Origin of the sequence: Verrucosispora sp. WMMD1129, assembly GCF_029581255.1 — a bacterium.
Lineage (GTDB): Bacteria > Actinomycetota > Actinomycetes > Mycobacteriales > Micromonosporaceae > Micromonospora > Micromonospora sediminimaris.
Window position 1 is genome coordinate 2,530,766 of sequence record NZ_CP120741.1, and the last position, 26,671, is coordinate 2,557,436.

20 protein-coding genes are annotated in these 26,671 nt (G+C 71.4%); 5 read left to right on the top strand and 15 right to left on the bottom strand.

The window, feature by feature from the left end:
- Positions 1–2 precede the first annotated feature (2 nt).
- The 10 genes from O7624_RS11505 to eno all read right to left on the bottom strand — a co-directional run bounded on the left by O7624_RS11505 (position 3) and on the right by eno (position 8,260).
- The gene (locus tag O7624_RS11505; protein ID WP_093406374.1) at positions 3–1,010 is read right to left on the bottom strand and encodes a MoxR family ATPase; all 1,008 of its coding nucleotides are present in this window, start codon (positions 1,008–1,010) and stop codon (positions 3–5) included.
- A complete protein-coding gene (locus O7624_RS11510; protein WP_093406372.1) occupies positions 1,010–1,597 on the bottom strand; it encodes a hypothetical protein in 588 nt (195 codons plus the stop codon). The genes O7624_RS11505 and O7624_RS11510 overlap by 1 nt, the downstream gene beginning before the upstream one ends.
- A complete protein-coding gene (locus O7624_RS11515) occupies positions 1,594–2,322 on the bottom strand; it encodes a DUF4129 domain-containing protein (protein ID WP_282240003.1) in 729 nt (242 codons plus the stop codon). Before O7624_RS11515 ends, O7624_RS11510 begins: the two co-directional genes overlap by 4 nt.
- Before the next feature lie 75 nt (positions 2,323–2,397).
- Positions 2,398–3,138, bottom strand: a complete 741-nt coding sequence (locus tag O7624_RS11520; protein WP_093406367.1) for a uracil-DNA glycosylase — start codon at positions 3,136–3,138, stop codon at positions 2,398–2,400.
- On the bottom strand, positions 3,131–3,817 hold the full coding sequence (locus O7624_RS11525) for a dienelactone hydrolase family protein (protein WP_093406364.1): 687 nt from the start codon (positions 3,815–3,817) through the stop codon (positions 3,131–3,133). The genes O7624_RS11520 and O7624_RS11525 overlap by 8 nt, the downstream gene beginning before the upstream one ends.
- A gap of 127 nt (positions 3,818–3,944) precedes the next feature.
- On the bottom strand, positions 3,945–4,898 hold the full coding sequence (locus O7624_RS11530; RefSeq protein ID WP_282240609.1) for a Ppx/GppA phosphatase family protein: 954 nt from the start codon (positions 4,896–4,898) through the stop codon (positions 3,945–3,947).
- 339 nt (positions 4,899–5,237) lie between these two features.
- Positions 5,238–5,750, bottom strand: a complete 513-nt coding sequence (locus tag O7624_RS11535; RefSeq protein WP_282240004.1) for an amino-acid N-acetyltransferase — start codon at positions 5,748–5,750, stop codon at positions 5,238–5,240.
- On the bottom strand, positions 5,747–6,304 hold the full coding sequence (locus O7624_RS11540; protein ID WP_093406357.1) for a DUF501 domain-containing protein: 558 nt from the start codon (positions 6,302–6,304) through the stop codon (positions 5,747–5,749). Before O7624_RS11540 ends, O7624_RS11535 begins: the two co-directional genes overlap by 4 nt.
- A gap of 22 nt (positions 6,305–6,326) precedes the next feature.
- A complete protein-coding gene (locus O7624_RS11545) occupies positions 6,327–6,947 on the bottom strand; it encodes a septum formation initiator family protein (protein WP_282240005.1) in 621 nt (206 codons plus the stop codon).
- Positions 6,948–6,976: 29 nt separating this feature from the next.
- A complete protein-coding gene (gene eno / locus O7624_RS11550; RefSeq protein WP_093406354.1) occupies positions 6,977–8,260 on the bottom strand; it encodes a phosphopyruvate hydratase in 1,284 nt (427 codons plus the stop codon).
- A 221-nt stretch (positions 8,261–8,481) separates the two neighbouring features.
- Here eno and O7624_RS11555 point away from each other — a divergent pair, with 221 nt between their 5' ends.
- Positions 8,482–9,174: a hypothetical protein gene (locus O7624_RS11555; protein WP_282240006.1), complete on the top strand. Its 693-nt coding sequence runs from the start codon at positions 8,482–8,484 to the stop codon at positions 9,172–9,174.
- Positions 9,175–9,205: 31 nt separating this feature from the next.
- Here O7624_RS11555 and O7624_RS11560 read toward each other — a convergent pair whose 3' ends face one another.
- From O7624_RS11560 to mfd, 4 genes are all read right to left on the bottom strand, one after another.
- The gene (locus tag O7624_RS11560; protein ID WP_282240007.1) at positions 9,206–10,825 is read right to left on the bottom strand and encodes a DUF885 domain-containing protein; all 1,620 of its coding nucleotides are present in this window, start codon (positions 10,823–10,825) and stop codon (positions 9,206–9,208) included.
- 90 nt (positions 10,826–10,915) lie between these two features.
- A complete protein-coding gene (locus O7624_RS11565; protein ID WP_282240008.1) occupies positions 10,916–11,938 on the bottom strand; it encodes a nucleoside triphosphate pyrophosphohydrolase in 1,023 nt (340 codons plus the stop codon).
- A 2-nt stretch (positions 11,939–11,940) separates the two neighbouring features.
- Positions 11,941–12,708 (bottom strand): hypothetical protein, encoded by a 768-nt coding sequence (locus O7624_RS11570; RefSeq protein WP_093406344.1) that lies wholly within the window; start codon positions 12,706–12,708, stop codon positions 11,941–11,943.
- 22 nt (positions 12,709–12,730) lie between these two features.
- Entirely contained in the window at positions 12,731–16,420 is a 3,690-nt protein-coding gene (gene mfd / locus O7624_RS11575) for a transcription-repair coupling factor (RefSeq protein ID WP_282240009.1), read from the bottom strand.
- Between the two features lie 264 nt (positions 16,421–16,684).
- On the opposite strand from mfd, the gene O7624_RS11580 reads away from it, so the two are divergent.
- From O7624_RS11580 to O7624_RS11595, 4 genes are all read left to right on the top strand, one after another.
- Positions 16,685–17,599: a cyclase family protein gene (locus O7624_RS11580; RefSeq protein ID WP_282240010.1), complete on the top strand. Its 915-nt coding sequence runs from the start codon at positions 16,685–16,687 to the stop codon at positions 17,597–17,599.
- A gap of 403 nt (positions 17,600–18,002) precedes the next feature.
- Positions 18,003–20,789 carry a phosphoenolpyruvate carboxylase gene (gene ppc, locus O7624_RS11585; protein WP_093406668.1) on the top strand — a complete coding sequence of 929 codons (2,787 nt, stop codon included), beginning with the start codon at positions 18,003–18,005 and terminating at the stop codon, positions 20,787–20,789.
- Positions 20,790–20,972: 183 nt separating this feature from the next.
- A complete protein-coding gene (locus O7624_RS11590) occupies positions 20,973–22,142 on the top strand; it encodes a DNA recombination protein RmuC (protein WP_093406339.1) in 1,170 nt (389 codons plus the stop codon).
- Positions 22,143–22,304: 162 nt separating this feature from the next.
- Entirely contained in the window at positions 22,305–25,571 is a 3,267-nt protein-coding gene (locus O7624_RS11595) for a S8 family serine peptidase (RefSeq protein WP_282240011.1), read from the top strand.
- Positions 25,572–25,647: 76 nt separating this feature from the next.
- Here the strand turns inward: O7624_RS11595 and O7624_RS11600 are convergent, their stop codons facing one another.
- Complete coding sequence (locus O7624_RS11600; RefSeq protein WP_282240012.1) at positions 25,648–26,592, bottom strand: hypothetical protein; 945 nt, start codon at positions 26,590–26,592, stop codon at positions 25,648–25,650.
- Positions 26,593–26,671: the final 79 nt, after the last annotated feature.

A 26,671-nucleotide genomic window follows, 5' to 3' on the forward strand; every position in this document is an offset into this window, starting at 1 on the left:
GGTCAGTCTCCCGGCCGGCCGGCGGCGTAGCTGGGCAGCGCGCCACTGGCCGGCGCCGGGGTGCCGTCGAGAACCTCACCGACCACGAAGGACGGGTCGACCCGACGCAGCCACATCTCCGGCCGCAACGTGATCCGGTGGGCCAGCGCCGGGGCCGCGACGTCCTTGACGTCCTCGGGCACCACGTAGTCCCGCCCGGAGAGCACCGCCCGTACCCGGGACAGCAGCATCAGCGCCAGCGAACCCCGCGGCGACGCGCCTACCAGCACCGACGGGTGCTCACGGGTGGCCGCGGTCAGTGCCACGATGTACCGGCCCACCGAGTCCTCCACCACGACGTCCTCCAACGCCGCCTGCATGGCGCGCAGGGTGCCGGCGTCGACCACCGGCTTGATCTCGGCCTCCTCGCGGCGGCGCGCCATCCGCCGACGCAGCACCTCCCACTCCTCGTCCTGCGCCGGGTAGCCGAACGACACCCGCAGCAGGAACCGGTCCAGTTGCGCCTCCGGCAACGGATAGGTGCCCTCGTACTCGATGGGGTTGGCGGTGGCGAGCACGTGGAACGGCTCGTCCAGCCGGTACGTCACGCCCTCCACCGAGACCTGCTTCTCCTGCATCGCCTCCAGCAGGGCCGACTGGGTCTTCGGCGGAGTCCGGTTGATCTCGTCGGCGAGCAACAGGTTGGTGAAGACCGGCCCGGCCCGGAAGGTGAAGTCACCGCTGCGCTGGTCGTAGAGGAACGAGCCGGTGACGTCGGCGGGCAGCAGGTCGGGGGTGAACTGTAGGCGCCGGAAGTCCAGGCCCAGTGCCTGGGCGAAGGACCGCGCGGTGAGCGTCTTGCCCAGCCCCGGCAGGTCTTCGAGCAGCACGTGGCCGCCGGCGAGGATGCCGGCGAGCACCAGCTCCAGGGCGTCCCGTTTGCCGACCACGACCTGGCCCACCGCGTCCAGTACGGCCCGGGCGAGGCGACCTACCTCGGTGGGGGGCATCGTCCGGCCGACGTCGTTCATCAGATCTTCTCCAGTTCGGCGACGATCGCCGCGAGGTCGCGCGGCGAGGGGGTGCGGCGGGGTGGGGTTTCCAGAAACGTCGACAGGTCATCGCCCAGGAGGGCGCGGGCCCGGGCCGGATCCGACTCACGGGTGACGCCGTGCTTCAGGCGCATCCGCTCGTCCGCCAGCTCGGCCAGGCGGGGCAGGATCACGGTGGTGAACCGTTCGGGACGGGTCTTGGACCACTCCAGGGGAGTCGCCCAGCCGTTGATCGCGCCTCGCAGCGCGTCCCGGGCGTCCCAGTTGTAGGTGCCGGGCTCCTCGCCGCCCCGCGACGACGAACCGCCCTGGCCGGACTTCGGTGGTGGGGCGAGGGTGGCGACGATCCGGCGTACCACCAGCAGCGCTACCACGGCGGCGACCAGCACCAGCAACGACACCCGCAGCCCGACCGCGCGCAGCCCGGCGACGGCCACCACGGTCACCACCGCGGTGATACCCAGCACGCCGGCGACGGTACGCAGCCGCCCGCCCCGGCGCGGCTCGGACTGGACCGGCCGCTCCTCGGAGAAGCTGAGCAGGTCGTCGATACTCGTACTGCTCACGCCGGCTCCCGCTCGGCCAGTTCGGTCAGTTCGCCGCGCAACCGGCGCAGCGCCGCCCGGGCCTGGTCCCTGGTCCGTTCGTCCACCGGGCGGGTGGCGTACCTGGCCTCGCGGTAGACGTGCGCGAACTCGGCCAGCACGTCGGCACTCACGATCGCCGGCACGCCGGTGGACGGATCACCGCGAAGCAGCCGGGTGACCAGGTCGGTGGGGGTGTCGCCGGTCAGCCGGGGCACCCCGGCGACGGCTGCGGCCTCTTCGAGGCGTACCCAGCAGGCGATCACCGCGGTCCGCGGGTCGGTGGCGCGGTCGTCCAGGTCGACCAGGCCGGCGTCGACGGCCGCCACCACCTCCGCGGCGGTACCTTCGGCGCTGCGCCGGGTCGGCTGCGCGGGCAGCGCCCGGGTGACCCGCCGCGCCACCCCCCGCGCCACGGTCCAGATCAGATAGCTGAGGGCGGCCAGCAGCGCCAGCCCGAGCACCGCCACCGCCACAGTGCCGAGCCAGGACGGGATCCGGGTCCGGGTCTCCTCGGCGGCCTCGCGGGGCTCGGCCGGGATCGACGGACGCGGCTCCCCGCTCGGGTACTCCAACACGAAGGGCGCATCCTTGACGGCGGGCGGTATCCGGCTCGCGCCGATCGACGAGTGCGCGGTGGCAAGGGTAACGGCTGCGAGCAGGGCAATCACCGCCGTCACCGGCCACCAGCTGCGAAGCACGTCCATCGGTTACCTCCGGGCCATCGGGGCGTACGGCGGGACGGCACCCGTACCGTCCGCCATCGTCATCGCCCCGCCGCCTCAGTCCACCCCGGCCAGCAGTTTCGCCCGGGCGAACACATCGTCCAGCATCTCTGGTGTCAGCCGACCGGTGAAGGTGTTCTGCTGGCTGACGTGGTAGCAACCGAGCAGTTCCGGTCCGGCCGTGCCGGACCAGTGTGCCCCATGCCCGAACGACGGTCGCGGGCTGGGCGGAGGGACGCCGTACCCGGCACGTAACGCCGGCCACCACGCGGCCCAGGCGAAGGCACCCAGCGCCACCACCACCCGCAGTGTCGGCCGGATCAGCTCGACCTCACGATGCAGCCAGGGCGCGCAGGTGTCCCGCTCGCCCGGGGTGGGCTTGTTGTCCGGTGGGGCGCAGCGTACGGCGGCGAAGATCCTCGTCTCCCGCAGCGCCAGTCCGTCGTCGGCGGCCACACTCGTCGGCTGGTTGGCCAGGCCGGCCCGGTGCAGGGCGGCGAAGAGCACGTCACCGGACCGGTCGCCGGTGAAGATCCGGCCGGTGCGGTTGCCGCCGTGCGCGGCCGGGGCCAGCCCGAGGATGGCGATCCGGGCCGCCGGATCGCCGAAGCCGGGCACCGGCCGTCCCCAGTACTCCTGATCGCGGAAGGCCGCCCGCTTCGTGCGGGCCACCTCCTCCCGCCAGTCGACCAGCCGGGGGCAGGCAAAACAGTCGGCAACGTACGCGTCCAGGTCGGCCAGATCCGTCGCCCGCGCGGCGCGGGCGACGACCTCGACGGGGGTACGCGACTCAGCCAAGCTTGGCCCGGAAGAGTTCCAGGGTGCGCGCCCAGGCGCTGGTGGCGGCCCGCTGGTCGAACTTCTCCGGCCGATCCTCATTGAAGAAGGCGTGCGCGGTGCCCGGGTAGTCGTGCAGTTGGCAGCTGCCGCCGGAGTTCTCGATAGCCCGGCGTACCGCCTGGACACCCGGGTCGGCAGAGGTGCCGTCCGCCTCGGAGCAGTGCACCAGCGCCTCCTTGCCCGCGTAGTCGGTCCACTCGGTACGCATGCCTTCCCAGGGCAACTGGGGGTAGAAGGCGGCGGTGGCGACGATCCGATCGGAGAAGTTCGCGGCCCACAGCGCCAGGCTGGCCCCGGCGCAGAACCCGGCGCACCCCACCTTGCCGGTGACCTCGACCCGGCCGGCGAGGTAGTCGGCGGCGGCGGCGATCTCCCGTGCCGTCTCGTCCATCTGCGGTCCGTTGAGTAGCCGCCGCGGCTCACTCGGCTTCCCGGCCGGCTCGCCGTGCCGGAAATCGGGGGCGAGGGCGACGAAGCCCGCCTCGGCGAAACGGTCAACCACCGACCTGATGTGCGGCACGAGGCCCCACCAGTCCTGAATCACGATCACTGCCGGGCTTGCCGCGCCGGTGGCAGGTATCGCGAGATATCCCTCACCCGTGCCGCCATCACCACGGTAGGTCACCATCTCGCCCATCGGCCCGTCCTCCTAGCGGTCAGTCATCGTTGGCTGGTCGCCCAGTGGTCCTACGTGCGGGTAGCCTGCCACGCGGTGACCGCCGCCGGGAAGATGCCGGAACAGTGGCATTCACCTCCTGTTCGCGCTAGCGCCGATACCTCCCGTTCGCGTTTGCCAGACTCCAGGCGATGCCGTCGAGGATGTCGTGCTCGGAGGCGACCACGGCGGCCATGCCCGCCCGCTCCATGGCGACGCGGAGCACCAGTGCGCCGGCACCGATCACGTCGGCGCGGCCGGGATGCATCACCGGGATGGCCAGCCGCTGCTCGCGCGTCATGGCCAGCAGCTCGGCGGTCACCTCCGCCACCCGGTCGTACGACACTCGGGCGTGGTGGATGCGGGCTGGGTCGTACCCGGTGAGGCCCTCGGCGATCGCGACGACGGTGGTGACCGACCCGGCGAGCCCGACCAGCGTGGCCGCCTGCCGTCCCGGCACGGCCGTCAGCGCCCGATCCACCGCGACCGCGATGTCGGCCTGGGCGGCGGCGATCTCGTCCAGCGCTGGCGGGTCACCGTGCAGGTGTCGCTCGGTCATCCGGACGCAGCCGATGTCCATGGAGATCGCGGCGTCGACCCCACCGTCCCGGGTGCCGACGACGAACTCGGTCGAGCCGCCACCGATGTCCAGCACCAGGTACGGCGACGGCGCGTCGGCGGGCAGGCCGCGCACCGCTCCGGTGAACGACAGCCGCGCCTCCTCGTCCCCGCTGACCACCTCCGGCGCGACGCCGAGCGTCTGCTCGACCATGGCGCGGAAGTCGGCCGCGTTCTCCGCGTCCCGGCTGGCCGACGTGGCGCACATCCGCACCCGCTCGACACCCAGTTTCTCGATCTCGGCGGCGTAGTCGGCGAGCGCGACCCGGGTCCGCTCGATCGCCTCCGGAGCGAGCCGGCCGGTGGCGTCCACACCCTGACCGAGCCGGACGATCTCCATCCGCCGGCTCCGGTCGACTAGCGGTGCGGCCGGTCCCGCCGACGGGTCGGGCAGGTCGGCAACCAGCAACCGGATGGAGTTGGTGCCACAGTCGATGGCGGCCACACGCGTCGTCACGACGAAACCCTACCGCCACCGCCGACCCACTCCTCCGGGCACCGCATTCACGGAATGTAGCCACACCGATGGTGACTCTCCGGAGTCGAACAGCCGCACCCCCGTCCTACCCATCGCCCCCTTTGCTCTGCTTACCTATACGCAACCCCCTCATGAACAGGGGTTCCTTGAAAGCCCAGACCGAGCCATGCCCAGCCAACCATCACCGAAAGTAAACCTGTGCGTATGGGTAAGCAGAGCAAAGGGGCCAAGGTGGTAAGTGGACCAGCGGGGAGTCGGACACAGCGAGTGACAGCGCAACCCGGGTGACGGGGCCGAGCGAGGCGGTCAGAGGCGTAGCAGCATGCGGGTGTTGCCGAGGGTGTTCGGCTTGACCCGTTCCAGGTCGAGGAACTCGGCGACACCCTCGTCGTACGAACGCAGCAGCTGCTCGTAGACCGGGTGCGGCACCGGGGCGCCGTCGATCTCATTGAAACCGAACGAACCGAAGAAACGGGTCTCGAAGGTCAGCACGAAGATGCGGGCCACCCCCAGCTCCCGTGCCGCGTCGATCAGCTCCGTAACGATCCGGTGGCCGATCCGCTGGCCCCGACAGCGGGGATCGACCGCCACCGTACGGATCTCGGCCAGGTCCTCCCACATGACGTGCAGCGCGCCGCAGCCCACCACCGCACCGTCGGAGACCCGGCTGGCGACCCGGAACTCCTGCACGTCCTCGTACAGGGTGACCGTGGCCTTGCTGAGCAGACGACGGTCGTCGGTGTAGGTGTCGACCAGTCGTCGGATCGCCCGCACATCGGCGGTGCGGGCCCGCCGAACCACGACGTCGCCCTCGCTCACCCGGCCTCCGGGACATCGACACAGCGTCCGGTCGTCCACCACGGTTCGACCAGGTCGAGCGTTTCGTCACCGAACGGGTTCACCCCCGGCCCGGCGGCGAGCGCGTGACCAAGCTGAACGTGCAGGCACTTGACCCGTCCGGGCATCCCGCCGGCGGAGATGCCGGCGATCTCGGGCACCTCGGCGATGGCGTCCCGGCGGGCCAGATAGTCCTCGTGCGCCGCGCGGTACCGGGCGGCCAACTCCGGGTCGGTGGCCAGCCGCTCCGCCATCTCCTTCATCAGCCCGGCCGACTCCAGCCGGCTGCACGCCGCGGTCGCCCGGGGGCAGGTCAGGTAGAACAGCGTCGGGAAGGGAGTGCCGTCGGCCAGCCGGGGAGTCGTCTCCACCACGTCGGGCAGGCCGCACGGGCACCGGTGGGCCACCGCCCGGGTGCCGCGGGGCGGGCGTCCGAGCTGCGCGGCCACCGCGGCCAGGTCGGCCTCCGTGGCCGGCTCCCGCTTCGGCGGGGGTACGGAGGCCGCCGCCGGCTCCTGCGGTGGTACGACAGTCACGATGCCATCTCTCGTCGGGTGCTCAGTCTTCGGTCTGGTGGGCGTCGGCGGCCCGCACACTGGACCAGAGAGTGTCGTACCAGGGGTCGGGGGTGACCGGCGTTGCCGGGGCCTCGGCGGTGCCCGCCTCGCGGGCCGCACCGGCCGGGTCGTCGAGCAGGATCAGCATCTTCTCACCGGGCCGCCGCATGAAGAACCGCTCCCGGGCCTGGGTCTCGATGTACGCCTCGTCCTGCCACTTCTCCGCCTGGGTGGTCAGCTCGGCGATCAGCTTCCGCTGGGCCGCCTGCGCAGCCTCCATCCGCTCGATGTCGGCCTGCTGATCCAAATAGACCCGGACCGGATAGGTGTAGGCGAGCGCGAGCGCGATCAGCACCGCGAAGAGCACTGTGGCCCGGCCGGTGAGACCTCGGGATCGGGGTGCGGACAGCCGCGTCACCGCACCGCCGGCAGCCGTGCGCCGGGCGGCGGCGGGGCGCTTGGCGGAGCGTACGCCCTCGGCACCGCGGGCGGCCGACGGCGCCCGGCCGGCGGCGGACCGCGACTCGGCACGGACACCGCCGTCGCGGGCCGTGCCGGGCCGGCCGGCGCGGGCCGGTCGACGGACCGGACGTTGACCACCCGGCGTGCGGCGCTGCTGCATCACACCCCTCCCCCGAGGTACGGCATCCGTCAGGCGGAACGGTAGCGCGGGAAGGCGCCCGCCCCGGCGTACCGCGCCGCGTCGGCCAGCTCCTCCTCGATCCGCAGCAGCTGGTTGTACTTCGCGACCCGGTCCGACCGCGCCGGCGCACCGGTCTTGATCTGACCGCAGCCGGTGGCCACCGCGAGGTCGGCGATGGTGGTGTCCTCGGTCTCGCCGGAGCGGTGGCTCATCATGCACTTGAAGCCGGCCCGGTGGGCCAGGTCCACCGCGTCCAGCGTCTCCGTGAGCGAACCGATCTGGTTGACCTTGACCAGCACCGCGTTCGCCGCCTTCTCGGCGATGCCCCGGGCGATGCGCTGCGGGTTGGTGACGAACAGGTCGTCGCCGACGATCTGGACCCGGTCACCGATCGCCGCGGTCAGCGTCTGCCAGCCGGTCCAGTCGTCCTCGGCCAGCGGGTCCTCGATGGAGACGATCGGGTACGCGTCGGCAAGCTTGGTGTAGTACTCGCTCATCTCCGCGGCGCTCTTGGCCGCGCCCTCGAAGGTGTAGCTGCCGTCGGCGAAGAACTCGGTGGCGGCGACGTCGAGGGCGAAGACGATGTCGGTGCCGAGCCGGTAGCCGGCCTTTTCCACCGCCTCTGCGATCAGGTCCAGCGCGGCGGCGTTGGTGGGCAGGTTCGGCGCGAAGCCGCCCTCGTCACCGAGCCCGGTGGACAGATCCTTCTTCTTCAGCACCGACTTGAGCGCGTGGTACACCTCGGCGCCGGAACGCAGCGCCTCCCGGAAGCTCGGCGCGCCGATCGGCGCGATCATGAACTCCTGGATGTCGACGTTGCTGTCGGCGTGTGCCCCACCGTTGAGGATGTTCATCATCGGCACCGGCAGCAGGTGCGCGTTCGGCCCACCCAGGTAGCGGAAGAGGCTCAGGTCGGCGCTGCCGGCCGCGGCCTTCGCCACCGCCAGGGAGACTCCGAGGATCGCGTTGGCGCCCAGCTCGGCCTTGTTGTCGGTGCCGTCGATGTCGAGCATCTTCTGGTCGATCGCCCGCTGCTCGCTGGCTTCGTAGCCGATGAGCTGGTCGACGATCCGGTCCTCGATGTTGGCGACCGCCTTCTCCACTCCCTTGCCCAGGTAGCGGCCCTTGTCACCGTCGCGCAGCTCGATCGCCTCGAAGGCGCCGGTCGAGGCGCCGGAGGGCACCGCCGCCCGGGAGATCGTGCCGTCGTCGAGCCCGACCTCGACCTCGACCGTCGGGTTGCCCCGCGAGTCCAGGATCTCCCGAGCCTCGATTACCTCGATGGTTGCCACTGAGTCGCTCCTCGTTCGTGTGGTCTCGTCCGGTTTGGGCCGCGACGGTGCGGCAGCGGCAGGTGTTGAACGCAGCGTATCGGTCCCCGCTCCCCGGCACGGCGACCGGGCGGGTCAACGACCACGCTCCGGTACCCGACGGGTCGGACATTCCCGGATTCTCGTGCCTCAACCGGCAACCGGTTTGCACGAGTGGGACCCGATCGACAAGGCTGGTCGCCATGCCCGCCGCCTCGACCACTCTCCGTACGCTCGCTGTGTCGGTCATCGCGTTGCTCACCGTCACCGGCTGTCAGGCGCTGGACGACGCCGGACGAGCCATGGGTCGATCCGACATCGTCAACGATCTCGCCGCGCGGATGGACCGGGCGCTGGAGCTGACCTACTCGGCGGAGTACCAGCTTCCCGGCGGGCGGAGCGCCTCCTTCGTCCAGTCGCAGGACCCGGCCCGGTCCAGCTACACCTGGCCCGGCGGAAAGGTGACAGTCACCGACGAGGCGACCACCCGATGCGACACCGACGGCGACCGGACCGTCTGCACGCTTGAGGAACCGCCCGCGCCCAACAGCAAGCCCTCGGTCGTGGTCTTCGCCGAGGCCGAGCTACAGGGGCTGGTCACCCCTCCGATGGTGATGGGTCGGCTGACCGCCGCAGCGCTGGATCCGGATGCGGTCATCAACGAGCGCAGCAGCACGGTCGTCGGCCACCACTCGACCTGTGTCGACGTACGCCAGGACGCGGAGAGCTTCACCGCCTGCGTGACCGGCGAGGGCGCGCTGGGCAGCTTCACCGGCCAGGTCGACGGGCAACCTGTCGAGTTGGCGCTGAGCCGCTTCCGCGATCAGGTCGACGGCGGCGCCTTCGACCTGCCGGCGGGCGCCGACGTGGTGGACCGGCGCACCGAGGGCCCCTGAGCCGACGCCCGGCAGCCGGGCGAGGCGCGGCCTACAGGTCGAGCAGGGTACGCAGGTGGCGCGGGGGTGGACTGCCGTGGGCGAGCATCCGGTCGTGCCAGTCCCGCAGCGACACGTGCGGTGGCCGAGCGGCGGCGATCTCGGCCACCTCGCTGTAGCCGACGAAGTACGTCGACAGCTGAGCCGAGGTCAGCAGCGCGCGGCGCCATTTGCCCGCCGCCTCGCCCTCCTCCTGGAAGCCGCGTCCGGTCAGCAGCGCCATCGCCTCGGCCTCGGGCAGGTCCTCGGCGTGCGTCAGCTGGTCGAGCAGCGCGTTGAGGGTCATCCGTAGCTGCATCTTCAGCTGCTGCAACCGCACCGGCAGACCACCGAAGTCACAGCCGACCATCAGCTCCTCGGCGTAGACCGCCCACCCCTCGACGAACGGGCCGGAGCGGGTCAACGACCGTACCCGGGTGGAGCCGGCGTAACGCCGGGCGTGGGCGAGTTGAAGGAAGTGACCCGGCATCGCCTCGTGCACGGTGAGGTTGCGGATCATGTGGTCGTTGTACTCGCGGTAGAACGACTCCACTCGGTGGGCGGGCCAGTCCACCGGCGTCGGTGCGATGCAGTAGAACGTCGGCACGGCGGCTGTCTCCAGGCCGCCGGGTGCGTCGCAGTAGGCCACCGCCACGCCCCGGGCGAACTCCGGCATCACCTGGATGGCGCACGGGTCCTCCGGCACGGTCACCAGGTCGTTGGCCCGGACGAAGTCACTCGTCTCGTCCAGGGTGATCGAGGCCAGGTCCACGATGGTGTGGTCGTCGGGATGTTCGGCGGCGAGCAGGTCGAGGGCTCGGCGTACTGTCTCGTCGTCGGCCGGACCACCGACCAGCTCGACCGCCGCCGCGCGGATCTCGTCGGTGACCCGGTCGAGGTTCGCCCAGGCCCGGCGCTGGATCTCGGCGGCACCCAACTCGGTGTCGAGTTCGTGCCACAGGCGTGCCTCCCAGCGCCGCCGGCCCAGCCGGGGATCGCACCCCGGGCCGGCGTCGGCCGCCAGGCCGGTGCGTAGCCAGGCGACGAACTCGTCGAGCGCGGCCAGCGCCGCGGTGGCGGCCGGCTCGATCCGGTCGATGCCGGCAGGCGCCTGCGCGAGCAGCGCGGGTACCTCGTCGCGGATCAGCGCCGCCACACCGGTGAACTGCCCGACCGCCGTCTCGGCGTGCACCCGGGGCATGTCACGCAAGGTCGCGCGCGCGGTCGCCAACGAATCCGGTACGGCGGCGAGGCGGCCGGCGAGGGCGGTCAACCGCACCTCCACCGGCGCATACGGGCGGGACAGCAGGGCGTGCAGCAGTGGACCGGGGTTGTGCACGAGCGGATCCCACTCGTGCCCTCGGATCTCGGTCAGCTCGAACAGTTCCCGGTCGACCAGGGCGGAGAGCAGGGCGTGGTCGACCCGCTCCTCGATGTCGAGGTCGTCGGGGTCGATCTCGACAAGCGCGCTGGCCGCGTCGACGAGCATCGCCCGGTCCGCCGCGACCGCGTCGGCCGAGAAGTCCGGCAGCCGGTCGTCGACCCGATGATCCCCCGCCGTCCCGGCGAGCCCTGGCCGACTCCCCAGCAACGCCTCGACAACCCGCTCCCCCACCACCTGAAACCGCTCCACCCCCCGACCCTAACCACCCGCCCCCGACACGCCAGTTGATCAAGAAGTTCTGGTCGGCCCAAGGCCGGTCAGCAGACGCAAACTTCTTGATCAACCGGTGGTGTGGGGGGCGGTGGGGGTGGGGGTGGGGGGTGGGGGTGGGGGTGGGGTTGATTCGGTGGTGCGGATGGTTCGGGCGTGCGCCAGGGTGGTGCGGCGGAGGGCGGCTTCGGGGTCGAGGTCGGCGGCGTGGGCCTGGGCGACGGCGGCGAGCAGGTGGGCGCCGAGGGCGGTTTCCGGATCGGGTTGTGCCTCCGGTGCCGGCAGCGGCGCGGTGATGCCGACGCGGGCGGCACGCTCCAGGATCTTCGCTGCCAGGGCGAGCGCCGGCTGGCTCAACGCGATGCCGTCGAGGACGGAGCCGCGGGCCTTCTCCGCCTGCTTGATCCGCTCCCAGTTGGCGGTGATCTCCTCCAGGGTGCCCGCCTCGGCACCCGCGAAGACGTGCGGGTTACGCCGGATCATCTTGTCCACCAGCCCACCGGCCACGTCGTCGATGCTCCAGCGTTCGTCCTCGGGCAGCTCCTCGGCCAGCCGGGCGTGCAGCACCACCTGAAGCAGCACGTCGCCCAGCTCCTCGCGCAACGCGTCGGTGTCCCCGGCGCTTATCGCGTCGTACGCCTCGTAGCTCTCCTCCAGCAGGAACCCGGCCAGGCTACGGTGGGTCTGCGCCCGCTTCCACGGATCCCCGCCGGGCGAGAGCAGCCGGTCGAGCACGGCCACCGCGTCCAGCAGCCGCGCACCCGGCGGATCCCACGAGCCGTACATCAGCTCCAGCTCCGCCAGCCCCGGCTCGCGGGCCAGGCGCAGCCCCAGCTCCCGGGCCAGCGACTCGTCCCCGGCCGGGCCGGCCAGCCAGACCACCGTGTCCTGCGCCGCCGCCGCGTCCAGCAGCGACGGCACCGGCGGCCCGTCGAGAACCCGCACCTCGGCGCCCGCCGACCGCAGCGCCGTGGTCAGCTCGCTCTCCTCGGCGGCCAGCACCGGAGCCGCGCGTACGACATCCCAGGCGGCTGCCGTCAACAGCCCGGCCGGCAACCGGGGCGAGGTCACCAGCAGGACGATCCGGGGCATGCTCAGCCGTCGGTCGGCACGGCCGGCTCGGGCCGCGGCCTCGGGGTGGAGATGTCGTTTACCGCGTCGGAGGCCGGCTCACCCAGCGGCACGCCCACCGCGACGGCCTGCCCGGTGAAGCTCAGCACCGGGAACACCAACGGCCGGTACCGGGGGTTGACCGTCACGTCGTACGTCTCGACCGCCTCCCGCAGCGAGTTGCGGTTGGCCAGGGCCTGGCGCAGCTGCTCCCCGTCGAGCTGGGAGGCGGCCTGCTCGACGGTCACCTCGGGCGGCACCGCGCCGGCCCGCTTGCCCGCCTCGACCAGGTCGGTCAGCTCCTGCTCGGTGGGGGCCACCGGAGCGCCGATCGGAATGCCGGACAGGCAGGTGTACAGCTCGGCGACCTGCCGCACGTACCCGGTCTCCGGGCTCAGACCGATGCCCTGTGCCACCTGCGCGGGGTCGACCTGGCTCTGCGGCCGGTAACCCTCGTCGGCGGAGATCCGCTCGCAGACCTCGCTGAGCACCAGGGTGCTCACCACCTGGCTGCGCCCGGGCAACTGGGGCTCCTGGCCGGGCAGCTGTGGCTCCTCGCCGAGCGGCGCCTCAGCCCCCTCGGTCGGGGTCGGGTTCTTCGCCTGAGCGTCGTCGATGACCTCGGTGACCGCGTCCTCGGTGATCCGGTGGTCACCGACGTACGCGGCGACACCAGGCTCGGAACGGCAACCGGCGAGGGCGACGAGGCCGACCGCCACGCTGGCGACGGCGACAAGACGGCGAGCACGCATGCCCGTCACTCTCTCATGCCCCTTACCCACCGCTGACACCGGCGGGTACGCCGAGGACGTCGGAGAGCAACTGGGCGCACCACTCCAGCAGGGCCTGGTCGCGCAGCGGCTCGCCACCTACCCGGCGGGTGGTCGGGCGGGGGACGCTGACCTGGTCGAGTGCGGCCTTGTAGACCGAGTCGGGGTGGTAGCGCTTGAGCCGCAACTGCTTGGAGTCCGGCAGCGGCAGCGGGCCGAGCCGGATGTGCTTGCCCTGCATGCTGACGTCGGTGAGGCCGTAGGACCGGGCCAGCAGCCGGAACCGGGCCACCGCGATCAGGTTCTGCACCGGCGCGGGTGGCTCGCCGTACCGGTCGGTCATCTCAGCCGCCACCTCCCGCAGCCGCTCCTCGTCGCGCGCCTCGGCGAGCTTGCGGTACATCTCCAGGCGCAGCCGCTCCACCCCCACGTAGTCGTGCGGCAGGTGCGCGTCCACCGGGAGATCGATCTTGATGTCGGTCTCCTCCTCCGGACGCTCGCCCTTGAACGCCTGCACCGCCTCGCCGACCATCCGCACGTACAGGTCGAACCCGACGCCCTCGATGTGCCCGGACTGCTCGCCGCCGAGCAGGTTGCCGGCCCCCCGGATCTCCAGGTCCTTCATGGCCACGTACATGCCGGCGCCCAGCTCGGTGTGCTGGGCGATGGTGGCCAGCCGCTCGTGGGCGTGCTCGGTGAGCGGCTTGTCCCCCGGATAGAGGAAGTACGCGTACGCCCGCTCCCGACCGCGGCCCACCCGGCCCCGGATCTGGTGCAGCTGGGCCAGGCCGAGCAGGTCGGCCCGCTCCACGATCAGCGTGTTGGCGTTCGGGATGTCGATGCCGGACTCCACGATCGTGGTGCAGACCAGGACGTCGTACTCCTTCTCCCAGAAGCCGACCATCACCTTCTCCAAGGCGTCCTCGCCCAGCTGCCCGTGCGCCACCGCCACCCGGGCCTCGGGCACCAGCTCGCGCAGGCGTCGGGCCGCCCGTTCGATCGACTCCACCCGGTTGTGCAGGTAGAAGACCTGCCCGTCGCGGAGCAGCTCGCGGTGGATCGCGGCGGCCACCTGCCGGTCGTCCTGCGCACCGACGGCGGTGAGCACCGGGTGCCGCTCTTCCGGTGGGGTGGCGATTGTGGACATCTCCCGGATGCCGGTGATCGCCATCTCCAGGGTGCGCGGGATCGGGGTGGCCGACATGCTCAGCACGTCGACCGCCGCCCGCATCGACTTGAGGTGCTCCTTGTGCTCGACGCCGAAGCGCTGCTCCTCGTCGACGATGACCAACCCGAGCGACTTGAACCGGGTGGCCGACGCCAGCAGCCGGTGGGTGCCGATGACGATGTCGGCGGTGCCGTCGGCGACCATGGCGAGGGTCTGCTCGGCCTCCTTCGGCGTCTGGAAGCGGGACAGCTGCCGGATGGTCACCGGGAACTGACTCATCCGCTCGGCGAAGGTGTTGTAGTGCTGCTGCACCAGCAGGGTGGTCGGCACCAGCACGGCGACCTGCTTGCCGTCCTGCACCGCCTTGAACGCCGCCCGTACCGCGATCTCGGTCTTGCCGTAGCCGACGTCGCCGCAGATCAGCCGGTCCATCGGGATGCTCTGCTCCATGTCCCGCTTGACCTCTTCGATGGCGGCGAGCTGGTCGGGCGTCTCCTGCCAGGGGAAGGCATCCTCCAATTCCCGCTGCCACGGGGTGTCCGGGCCGAAGTTGTGCCCCTTGGACGCCTTGCGGGCGGCGTAGAGCTGGATCAGCTGGGCGGCGATCTCGCGGACCGCCTTGCGGGCCCGGGCCTTGGACTTCTGCCAGTCCGAGCCGCCCATCTTGTGCAGGGTCGGCTGCTCGCCGCCGACGTAGCGGCTCAGCTGGTCGAGCTGGTCGGTGGGGACGAAGAGCCGGTCACCGGGCTGACCGCGCTTGCTCGGGGCGTACTCGATGACGAGGTATTCCCGGGAGGCGCCGTTCACGGTCCGCTGCACCAGCTCGACGTACCGGCCGATGCCGTGCTGCTCGTGCACCACGTGGTCACCGGCGCGCAGCTCCAGCGGGTCGATGGTGTTGCGCCGCCGGCTCGGCATCTTCCGCATGTCACGGGTGGACACCCCCCGACCACCGGTCACGTCGCTGCCGGTGAGCAGCACGAACCGGGCCGCCTCGTCGACGAAGCCACCGGTCAGGCTGCCGCAGGTGACAAGCAGCTCACCCGGGGCGGGCGCTGCCGGCACCTCCTCGGTCAGCCGGGCACCGAGACCGCCGTCGCGGAGCACCTCGACGGCCCGCTGGGCGGGGCCGTGGCCCTCGAAGACCAGCGCGATCGACCAGCCCTCGCCGGCCCACCGCTTCAGGTCGTCGACCACCCGGGCGGTCTCCCCGTGGTAGAGCGGTGCGGGCTGGGCGGTCAGCGCCACCGCGATGGCGTCATCGGGAGTGACGTCGACCGCCTCCGGCTCGTCCTCCCACGGCTGCCGGGTCGCGGCCGGGCCGACCGGCTCGGCCAGGCCGAACGGGGACAGTGTCCACCAGGGCTGGCGCAGGGTCGCGGCGTGCGCGCGTACGTCGGCGAGGGTGTGGAAGGCGGCGGCGCCGAGGTCGACCGGGGCCTGGCCACCGACGGCGGCCGCGGCCCAGCTGGCCTGAAGGAACTCCTCCGAGGTACGCACCAGGTCATGCGCCCGGGTGCGGATCCGCTCCGGGTCGCAGAGGAGTACGTGGGTGCCGGCTGGCATACAGTCGAGCAGCAACTCCATCGAGTCGTTGCCGATCAGCGCCGGGGCCAGGGACTCCATGCCCTCCACCGGCACCCCGCCGGCCAGCTTGTCCAGGATCTCGGCCAGCTCCGGGTGCTGCTGCGCGAGCGTGGCGGCCCGGTCCCGGATCTCGGGGGTGAGCAGCAGTTCCCGGCAGGGCGGGGCCCAGAGCTGGGCGACCTGCTCGATGGTGCGCTGGTCGGCGACGGCGAAGGTGCGGATCTCCTCCACCTCGTCGCCCCAGAACTCGACCCGGGACGGGTGCTCGTCGGTGGGCGGGAAGACGTCGAGGATACCGCCGCGTACGGCGAACTCGCCCCGCTTGGTGACCAGGTCGACCCGGGCGTACGCCATGTCGGTCAGCCGGCGGGCGATCTGCTCCAGGTCGGCCTCGTCACCGGCGGCCAGCCGGACAGGTTCCAGATCGCCGAGCCCCTTGAGCTGGGGTTGCAGCACCGAGCGGACGGGGGCCACCACCACCCGCAGCGGGCCGGTGCGCCCGTGCGCGTCCGTCGAGTCCGGATGCGCGAGCCGACGCAGCACGGCCAACCGCCGGCCGACGGTGTCGGAGCGCGGTGAGAGCCGCTCGTGCGGCAGCGTCTCCCAGCTCGGGAAGATCGCCACCTGCTCGGGCTGCAGCAGGCTGCCCAGCGCGGCGACGAGGTCCTCGGCCTCGCGGCTGGTGGCGGTGACCGCCAGCACCGGCCGACCCGCTCCGCCAGCGATCGCGTCGCCACCCGGGCTTCCGCCGCTAACCGGGCCGCCGGCCCGGTGGTCGGGATCCGCCGCCACCGCGGCGACCGCGAACGGGCGCAGCGCCGGCGGGGCGGTCAGGTCGAGCCCGTCGACCTGGGCCGCACCGGAGCGCGCCAGGTCACGGACGCGGGCCAGGCCCGGGTCGGCCAGGGCGGCGGCGAACAGTCCGGTGAGCGCAGTCATGATCACTTCCGAGGTGGGGACACGACGATCACCCCGCGTCCGGCCGGACGGGGGGTGTACGGATGCCAGCCTAGCTCCGCCCCCCGACCGCCTCCCCGTTTACCACCCCACCCACCCCCACCCCGCGAGCGTGCGCAACTTCGGGGAAGGTGCAGGCTGCGGTGCGAGGGAGGCTGCGCTTTCCCCGAAGTTGTCGCCTCGCCCGGGGGCGGCGTGGCGGGAGTGAATCTTGACTGGTCGGGCGGGGGGTGATCGGGTGTAGGCGTGAGTGGGCAGTGGCGGGCACAGTTCGACGCGGAGGTCGCGTTCGCCAACGGCGGCGGCCTGAGCACCGAGGGATTCCGGCTGGACATCCCGGGCGACACGATCGACGACGCCGACCTGGCGGCGCTGTTCGTCCGGCATCTCGGCCTGCTGATGGTCTCCGAGGTACGGATCACCAACAAAACGGTCATCGAGGAACCGCACAAGGGCGGTCGCGCCGTCCGAGGTGCCCGGGGCGGCGTCCACGGGCGGCGGCTGATCGAGCTGAGTCACCTGGTCACCGACGGGATGACCACCCTGCCCGGCTGGCCGGCCCCGAAGATCACCGAGTGGCTGACCCGCGAGGCGTCCCGGAAGCACTACGCCCCGGGCACCGAGTTCCACGTGGCCCGGATCGACATGATCGCCAACACCGGCACCTACCTGGACACCCCCGCCCACCGGTACGCGGACGGTGCCGACCTGTCCGGTTTCCCGCTGGACCGGCTCGCCGACCTGCCCGGGCTCGTCGTCCGGCTGCCCGCCGACGCCCGCGCGGTGGACCGGCTGCTGCTGGCGCCGTACGACGTAGCCGGCAAGGCGGTGCTGCTGCACACCGGCTGGGACGCGCACTTCGGCACCCCCGGGTACGGCGCCCCGGAAGCGCCCCACCTGACCGGTGACGGCGCGCAGGCGCTGGTCGACGCGGGCGCCGCCCTGGTCGGCATCGACTCGATCAACATTGACGACATGGGTCCGGCGGCCGGTGGAGAGCGGCCCGCGCACAGCCTCCTGCTGGCCGCCGGCATCCCGATCGTGGAGCACCTGACCGGGCTGGACGCCCTGCCGCCGGAGGGCTTCCGATTCACCGCCGCCCCGCCGAGGGTGGCCGGTATGGGCACCTTCCCCGTCCGCGCCTTCGCCGTCGTCGGCTGAGGGGCGTCGTCAACCGAGCGTCGTGGACTCAGGGGCAAGGTCAACTCCGGATACGGGATGTCGCGGCTTCCGTCGGCGCGCATACCGCGACATCCCGCATGTCGAGTGGATGTCGCGCACCGGGCAGGCCAGCGGAGGGTGAGACGATCGCCACTCGATCTTCACGTCGGGGCTTCGGCGGCTGAGCCAACGACCTCGTGTCCCGACGCTACCGGCGGTGACCAGCGGTTTTTGACTGCCGGAAGCCCTCGGCCGGCGCACCTCGGCAGCGTCGAAGTCTGGCCGGGGTCCCCCTGAAACGAAGGGCGTTATCAAGGGGCCCTTCCTTCCGGGCGGGTTCGCGTGGATACGATCGGGGGAGTCGGACAGCGCTGTCCTTCGTACTTGACGTGAGGAGCGCATGGTGACCGACCAGCACGATCACGACGGCCCCGACGCCGCCCTGCGCGCCGACATCCGCAGGTTGGGCACGTTGCTCGGGCAGACCCTGGCCCGCCAGGAGGGACGCCCGCTACTCGACCTCGTGGAGGAGATCCGGGCCCAGGTCCGCACCGACGCCCCGGCCGCCGCCCGGCGGCTCGGCGGGCTGGATGTGACCACCGGCACCAAGCTGGCCCGCGCCTTCTCCACCTACTTCCACCTGGCCAACATCACGGAGCAGGTGCACCGGGCCCGCGACCTGCGCCGCCGGCGCGCCGTCCAGGGCGGCTGGCTGGATCAGGCGGCCAAGATGATCGCCGAGCGCGGGGTGCCGGCCGAGGAGATCGCCTCGGTGGCCCGCCGGTTGGCGGTACGTCCGGTCTTCACCGCCCACCCGACCGAGGCGGCCCGCCGCTCGATCCTGTCGAAGCTGCGCGCGATCGCCGACGAGTTGGACGCCGAGACGGCCAACGCGATCCTCTACGGCGCCAGCGACGAGGGCCCGGCGAACCGGCGGCTGGCCGAGCTGCTGGACCTGATGTGGCAGACCGACGAGCTGCGGTTGGACCGGCCGGACCCGACCGACGAGGCGCGAAACGCCATCTACTACCTGCGTGACCTGTACGCCGAGGCGGCTCCGCAGGTGCTCGACGACCTCGCCGAGACGCTCCGTACGCTCGGCGTGGAGACCTCGCCGACGGCCCGGCCGCTGACCTTCGGCACCTGGATCGGCGGTGACCGGGACGGCAACCCGTTCGTCACCCCCACGGTGACCCGCGAGGTGCTGGCCATTCAGCACGAGCATGGCCTGACCGCCACCGAGGCGGCGATGGAAGAACTGATCAACGAGGTGTCGGTGTCCCGCCGGCTGCGCGGGGTGTCGCTCGACCTGTCCGCCAGCCTCGCCGCCGACCTCGACGCGCTGCCCGAGGTGGCGCCCCGGTTCCGCCGGGTCAACGCCGAGGAGCCGTACCGGCTCAAGGCCCGTTGTGTTCGGGCCAAGCTCGCCAACACCCGGGCCCGGCTGCGCCAGGGCACCCCGCACGTGCCGGGGCGCGACTACCGTGGATCGGCCGAGCTGATCGCCGACCTGGATCTGCTGCGCGCCTCGCTGGCCCGCAACTCCGGCCAGCTCACCGCCGTCGGACGGCTCGCCTCGACCATCCGTACCGTCTCCGCGTTCGGCCTGCACCTGGCGACCATGGACGTACGTGAGCACGCCGAGAAGCACCACGAGGTGCTGACCCAGCTGTACGCGGCGGTGGGTGAGGTCGACGACTACCCGTCGCTGAGCCGGTTGGAGCGCACCAAGCTGCTCGCTGACGAGCTGACCGGCCGCCGGCCGCTGTCGACGGCGGACACCCCGCTGAGCGAGTCGGCCCGTAAGACCTTCGATGTGTTCAGCACCATCCGTGAGGCGCAGGACCGGTTCGGCTCCGAGGTGATCGAGTCGTACATCATCTCGATGACCCTCGGCGTGGACGACGTGCTCGCCGCGGTGGTGCTCGCCCGCGAGGCCGGCCTGGTCGACGTGCACAGCGGCCGGGCCCGGATCGGCATCGTGCCGCTGCTGGAGACGCCGGCCGAGCTGAACTCCGGCGGGGAACTGCTCGACGAGCTGCTGTCGCTGCCGGCGTACCGGGCGCTGGTGGCGGCCCGGGGCGACGTGCAGGAGGTGATGCTCGGTTACTCCGACTCCAACAAGGAGGCCGGCATCACCACCAGCCAGTGGTCCATCCACCGGGCCCAGCGCGCGCTGCGCGACGTGGCTGCCCGGCACGGGGTGCACCTGCGCCTCTTCCACGGTCGCGGCGGCACGGTCGGGCGCGGTGGTGGCCCCACCCACGACGCGATCCTGGCCCAGCCGTACGGCACCCTGGACGGGGCGATCAAGGTGACCGAGCAGGGCGAGGTCATCTCCGACAAGTACACCCTGCCCGCCCTGGCCCGGGAGAACCTGGAGCTGAGCGTGGCCGCGGTGCTCCAGGCGACGCTGCTGCACACCGGGCCTCGGCAACCCGCCGAGATGTTGGAACGCTGGGACGCGGCGATGGACGTGGTGTCCGAGTCGGCGTTCCGGTCGTACCGCTCGCTGGTGGAGGATCCGGACCTGCCCGCGTACTTCTGGGCTTCGACCCCGACCGAGCTGCTCGGTGCGCTGAACATCGGCTCCCGGCCGGCGAAGCGGCCGAACACCGGTGCCGGGCTGTCCGGGCTGCGGGCCATCCCGTGGGTGTTCGGCTGGACCCAGACCCGGCAGATCGTGCCCGGCTGGTTCGGCGTCGGCTCCGGCCTGGCCGCCGCCCGGGAGGCCGGGCTCTCCGACGTGCTGGCCGAGATGCACCGCAACTGGCACTTCTTCCGCACGTTCCTGTCCAATGTGGAGATGATGCTGACCAAGACCGACCTCGGCATCGCCCGGCGGTACGTGGAGACCCTGGTCCCGAAGAAGCTGCACCCGATCTTCGACAAGATCGAGCAGGAGTACGAGCTGACCCGACGTGAGGTGCTCGCGGTCACCGACTCACCGGACCTGCTGGAGAACTCCCCGGTGCTGCAACGCACCCTCGCCGTACGCGACACCTACCTGGAGCCGTTGCACCACCTTCAGGTGGCGCTGCTGCGGCAGTACCGCGACTCGGGTGCGGCCGGACGGGCAGTGGCCACCGCTCCGGGTGGCCGACGCGCCCCCAGCGACGGCACGGCCCTGGAACGGGCCCTGCTCACCACGGTCAACGGCATCGCGGCCGGCATGCGCAACACCGGCTGAGCCACCGGATCTTGCCCCAAGATCCGCACAGTTTCAGGGATGTTGCTGCCTCAACTCTGGGGCGTCGTCGAGGCAGCAGTATCAGGCGAGTTGCGTGGAGCCCGCTGCGACGAGCCTGGTGCTGCGGAAATCGCTGCGCGCCCGGACGGGTGCGCAGCGCCCGTCTTTGGCAAGCTGCTGAGGATGGAGTTCTCGACCCTTGCGGTTGTCGTCGTCTGCCTCGGTGCCGGCGGCGCGGTCGGCTGGTTCGCCGCCCGGGCCCGCTCGGCTACCGACATCGCCCGGCTGGACGCCACGCTGCGCGCCACCCGCGAGGGTGAGGGTCGGCTGGAGCAGTCGATGCGGGCGCTGAGCTACGAGGCGACGGCCCAGTCGCAGGAGGCGGTCGCCCGGGCGGTGGCCCCGCTGCACGAGACGCTGCGGCGTTACGAGCAGCGGGTCGCCGACCTCGAACGCGAGCGGGTCGACGCGTACGCCGAGCTGCGCGAGCAGGTCCGCGCCATGAGCACGGTCTCGGGTGAGCTGCGCACGGAGACGAAACAGCTGGTCGCGGCCTTGCGCGCGCCCCAGGTACGCGGCCGGTGGGGCGAGCATCAGTTGCGCCGCATCGTCGAGGCCGCCGGCATGTTGGAGCACTGCGACTTCGCCGAGCAGGTGACCGCCGCCACCGACCAGCAGACGGTACGCCCCGACCTGGTGGTTCGGCTGCACGGCGGCCGGAGCGTGGTGGTGGACGCCAAGGCGCCGTTCGACGCGTACCTCACCGCGATGGAGGCGCGCGACGAGCGGGGCCGGGACACCCACCTGGACGCCCACGCCAGACACCTTCGGGCGCACGTTGACGCGTTGGCCGCCAAGTCGTACTGGGCCGCGTTCGAGTCCACTCCGGAATTCGTGGTGCTGTTCGTGCCGGCCGACCCTTTCCTGGACGTCGCCCTGCAACGCGATCCGACGCTGTTGGAGCACGCATTCGCCCGCAACGTGGTGCTGGCCACCCCGGCCACCCTGGTCGCGCTGCTGCGTACCGTGGCCTGGTCGTGGCGGCAGGAGCAGCTGACCCGCAACGCGATGGCCGTGCACACGGTGGCGCGGGAGCTGTACGGACGGTTGTCGACCCTCGGTGACCACGTCGGCAAGCTCGGCGCCTCGCTCGGTGGTGCGGTCACCGCGTACAACCGGGCGGTGGGCTCGCTGGAGGCGCGGGTGCTGGTGAGTGCCCGGAAACTGGCCGAGCTGGGCGTGTCGGATCAGGAACTGCCCACCCCGGGGCAGGTGGAGCTGGCTCCCCGGCAGCCTCAAGCGCCGGAGCTGCTCACTGATTCCACTTCAGATGATCGAACTCGGTCTAACTGAAATTAGCCCTTACCATCTTCGATGTGACAATGAGCGTCTCGCATATCACGAGATGGTCACAACGTACCCAACGGTAGTGACATCGACGGTCGGCACCACGAAGGATTTCGCTCACGCGTGCCCTGCATCTGAGGGCGCCCTGTTCTCTGGAGGAAAGAGAACGTGAGTAAACCCCGAAACCTGAGCCGGCGTACCTCGGCCGCGCTCTTCGCCTCGGTGATGGCCGCCAGCGCCGTGACCGTGGCGGGCGGTGCCGCCACCGCGAGCGCCGCTCCTGCCGGACCGGACGCCGCGCAGGCCACCCCCGCCGAGGCGATGGACCAGCACGACGCCAAGCTGCTCGCTGAAGCGGAGGCGAAGAAGGCCCCCACCGTCACGATGATCGTCGCCACCGACAAGGGCAAGGCGAGGGACGTCGCCGACGACCTCAAGGACCTCGGCGCGGCCGTCACCGAGCGCTTCGACACCATCGGTTACGTGCTCGCCAAGGTGCCGACCGGCAAGGCGGTCAAGGCCGCCAAGCTGCCGGGCGTGGCCGCCATCGACCTGGACGAGAAGATCCAGCTCCCGGACCCGAAGCCCGAGGTCGCCCCTGGCGGCAAGAAGGGCAGCAAGCAGGGCGGCACGCTCAGCGGACCTGGCGCCAAGACCAAGGCCGACAACCCCTACATGCCGACGAACGAGACCGGTGCGGTCAAGTTCGTCAAGCAGCACAAGAAGTGGGACGGCCGCGGCGTCACCATCGGCATCATGGACTCCGGTGTGGACCTGGAGCACCCGGCACTGCAGGAGACCACCACCGGCGAGCGCAAGATCGTCGACTGGGTGACCGCGACCGACCCGTTCGAGGACCCCACCTGGCGGCCGATGATCAACCAGGTGACCGGCCCTACGTTCGCCCTGGCCGGCCGCACCTGGACCGCGCCGGCCGGCAGCTACCGGTTCAACCTGTTCAGCGAGAACATCACAAACAACAGCGACCCGGCCGGTGACGTCAACCGCGACGGCGACAACACCGACCAGTTCGGCATCCTGTTCGACCCGACGACCAACAACATCTGGGTCGACTCCGACCAGGACGGCGACTTCACCGACGAGGCCGTGATGCGGCCGTACAAGGAGAAGTTCGACGTCGGCCACTTCGGCACCGACAACCCGGCGACCCCGGTCACCGAGCGGATGTCGTTCGTCGTCGAGTACCGCAAGAACGTCGACACCACCCCGGTCGGCGGTCCCGGCCTGGTGGACTACGTAAACATCGGCATCATCGAGAGCGCCCACGGTACGCACGTCGCCGGCATCACCGCCGCGAACGACATGCTCGGCAACGGCGCCTTCGACGGTGCCGCCCCCGGCGCCAAGATCGTTTCCTCCCGTGCCTGCTCCTGGGGCGGTGGCTGCACTGCCGCCGCGCTCACCACCGGCATGGCCGATCTGGTGATCAACCGCGGGGTCGACGTGATCAACATGTCGATCGGTGGCCTGCCCGCGCTCAACGACGGCAACAACGCCCGCGCCACCCTCTACAACAACCTGATCACCACGTACGGGGTGCAGATGTTCATCTCGGCCGGCAACTCCGGCCCGGGTGTGAACACCATCGGCGACCCGTCGGCGTCGACAAACGTGGTGAGCGTCGCCGCCAGCGTCAGCAAGGACACCTGGCTGGCCAACTACGGCTCGGTGGTCAAGAAGAAGAACGCCCTGTTCAACTTCTCCTCGCGCGGCCCGCGTGAGGACGGTGGCGCCAAGCCGAACATCGCCGCGCCGGGTTCGGCCATCTCCACCACCCCGGTGTGGCAGCCCGGCAGCCCCGTCGCCGAGGCCGGCTACTCGCTGCCGCCGGGCTACGGCATGTTCAACGGCACGTCGATGGCCTCCCCGCAGGCCGCCGGTGCCGCCGCACTGCTGCTCTCGGCCGCTCGGGCGACCGACAAGGGCATCACCCCGGAGATGCTGCGCCGGGCGATCTACACCTCGGCCAAGCCGATCGCCGACACCCCGACCTACGGCCAGGGTTACGGCATGTTCAACGTGCCGGGTGCCTGGAAGCTGCTGAAGAAGGGTGTGCAGACCCGCTCGTACACCTCCGACGCCCCGGTCTGCACGGTGCTCTCCGGCCTGCTGGCCACTCCACACCAGGGCACCGGCGTCTACAACCGCTGCGGCTCCGCCGACGGCGGCCACAAGGTCAACCAGTCGAAGTCGTACCAGGTCACGCTGACCCGGACCAGCGGCCCGGCCGGCAACGTCAAGCACAACGTGGGTCTGCGCGGCAACGACGGCACCTTCTCGGCGCCGAAGAACGTCAGGCTGCCGCTGAACACGCCCGTCACCATCACGATCATCGCCAAGCCGAAGACCGTCGGCGCGCACAGCACGATCGTGACCGTCGACGACCCGGCCACCAACACGATCGACTTCGAGGTCTCCGCCGTCGTGGTGGCCTCGAACGACGTCAGCAAGCCCAACTTCGCCTACTCGGCGCAAGGTTCGGTGGACCGGAACAACACCACGTCGTACTTCGTGACGGTGCCCCCGGGCGCCGGTGCGCTGCAGGTGAACCTCTCCGGCATCGCCACCGGGTCGCAGACGCGCTTCATCGCGTTCAACCCGTGGGGTGTGCCGGTGGAGAGCACCTCCAGCCTGGCCTGCTTCACCAACCACGTCAGCACGGTCGTCTGCAACGCCTTCGAGCGCGACTACCAGAACCCGATGCCGGGTGTCTGGGAGATCGAGGTCGAGTCCCGGCGTACCTCGCCGTCGCTGAACAACCCGTACCAGATCCAGGCACGGGTGCAGGGCGTCGCGGTCGAGCCGGCCGTGGTCGAGCTGCCGTCGGTCACCGCCGGCGCCCCGACCCCGGTCACCTGGTCGCTGAAGAACACCTTCGGCCCGGTCACGGTGACCGGCCAGGGCGGCGCGCTGGCCAGCTCGCACGCGGAGCGGCCGACCATCGTCGAGTACGCGACGCAGGAGTTCACCGTGGATGTGCCGGCGGGCGCCACCAGCTTCACCGCCCGCATCGGCAACACGTCGGACGCCGGTGCCGACCTCGACCTGTTCGTCTACCGGGGCGGCAGCCTGATCGCGTACAACGCGGACGGGGACTCGGAGGAGTTCGTGACCCTCAACAACCCGGCTGCGGGCACCTACACCGTCGTCGTCGAGGCGTACTCGGTCGACGGTGCCGGTGGCAGCACCGAGTACGACTACCGGGACTCGTTCTCCTCTCCGGCGCTCGGCACCCTCTCGGCGTCGAGCACGCCGCTCAACCTGGCCCACGGTGCCACCGGCACCATCTCGGGCACGGTGACGGCCCAGTCCGCCCCGTCCGCGGGCCGGAGCCTCTACGGTGAGCTGACCGTGGTGACCACCGAAGGCGCGGTCGTCGGCCGTGGCGCGGTCTCCATCGGCGCGGTGAACTGACACCACCCGCACCACCAAGGAAGCCCGTCTCCGGTTCTCCGGAGACGGGCTTCCGTCTGTCCAGGGGCCGGGCCGGTCAGCTGACCGGCCCGGCCCGTTGCGGCCGACGGGCACCTAGACCTACCACGAGCAGCAGGTACGCGGCCAACTCCAGGGCGACGACCACGGCCGGTCCGGGTGCGGCGAGACCGGGCACGGCCTGGGAGGCGGCCGTGAACAGGCTGCCCCGACCCAGCAGATGCAGTGGCAGCGGCAACGAATCGCAGACCACGTCGATCCGGGTCAGAGCGATCAGCACCAGCAGTACGGCGCCGCTCGTCGCGAGTCGTCGCCGCTGCGCGTGAAGCAGGACCACCAGGACGATCGCCCCGAGCGCCAGCGCAAGGGGCACCAACGCCGCCACCCCGGTGGCGACGATCCGTTCGCCGGAGTCGTCGCCGAGCCCGGGCCGCTGTCGCCGAGCCTCCGCCAGTTCCAGGTGGACTCCGATCAGGCGGGCGGCCGCGTACCCGGTCACCAGCACTCCGGCCAGCACCGCCGCCACGCGCACCGGCCGACCGAGGCGGACAGGCCGATTCGGTCCGAGCCGCACCGTCAACACCAACACCATGACGAAGGCCAGGGCCGCCCAGTTCGCCACGAGTGCGGCGATTACCTCCTGGAACGGGTCAGGCCGGCCCGCTTCCATGAACGCCCAGTGCCCGGGGCCGGCGGTGGGCATGGTGATCCACGCGTCGACCACCAACGCGGCGAGCGCCACCGCCACCCCAAAGTGCGAGACCGGCATCCCGAAGGCAGCGCTCGGCATGGGCGACTCGCCCGGCAGGGCCGGGTTGTCCGGCGCGCCGGCTGACATCTCCGGACCCAGCCCGGCCCGGAGGCCGGTCAACGCGTACGCCGCCAGCAGCAGCAGCGCGAGCACCTCGGCCTGGCGCAGCAGGGCGACACCGGTGAGAGTGCCGAGGACGTGGACGGTGGCGAGGATGCCGGCCGCCGTAGGAAGGATCGCTCGGTACCGCACCCGGGCATCCTGCCATCGATTGATCCACATCGTCGGCCCGTGCTGTCGCCGAGGCCGACCCGGAGCCGCGCGTCGGCAC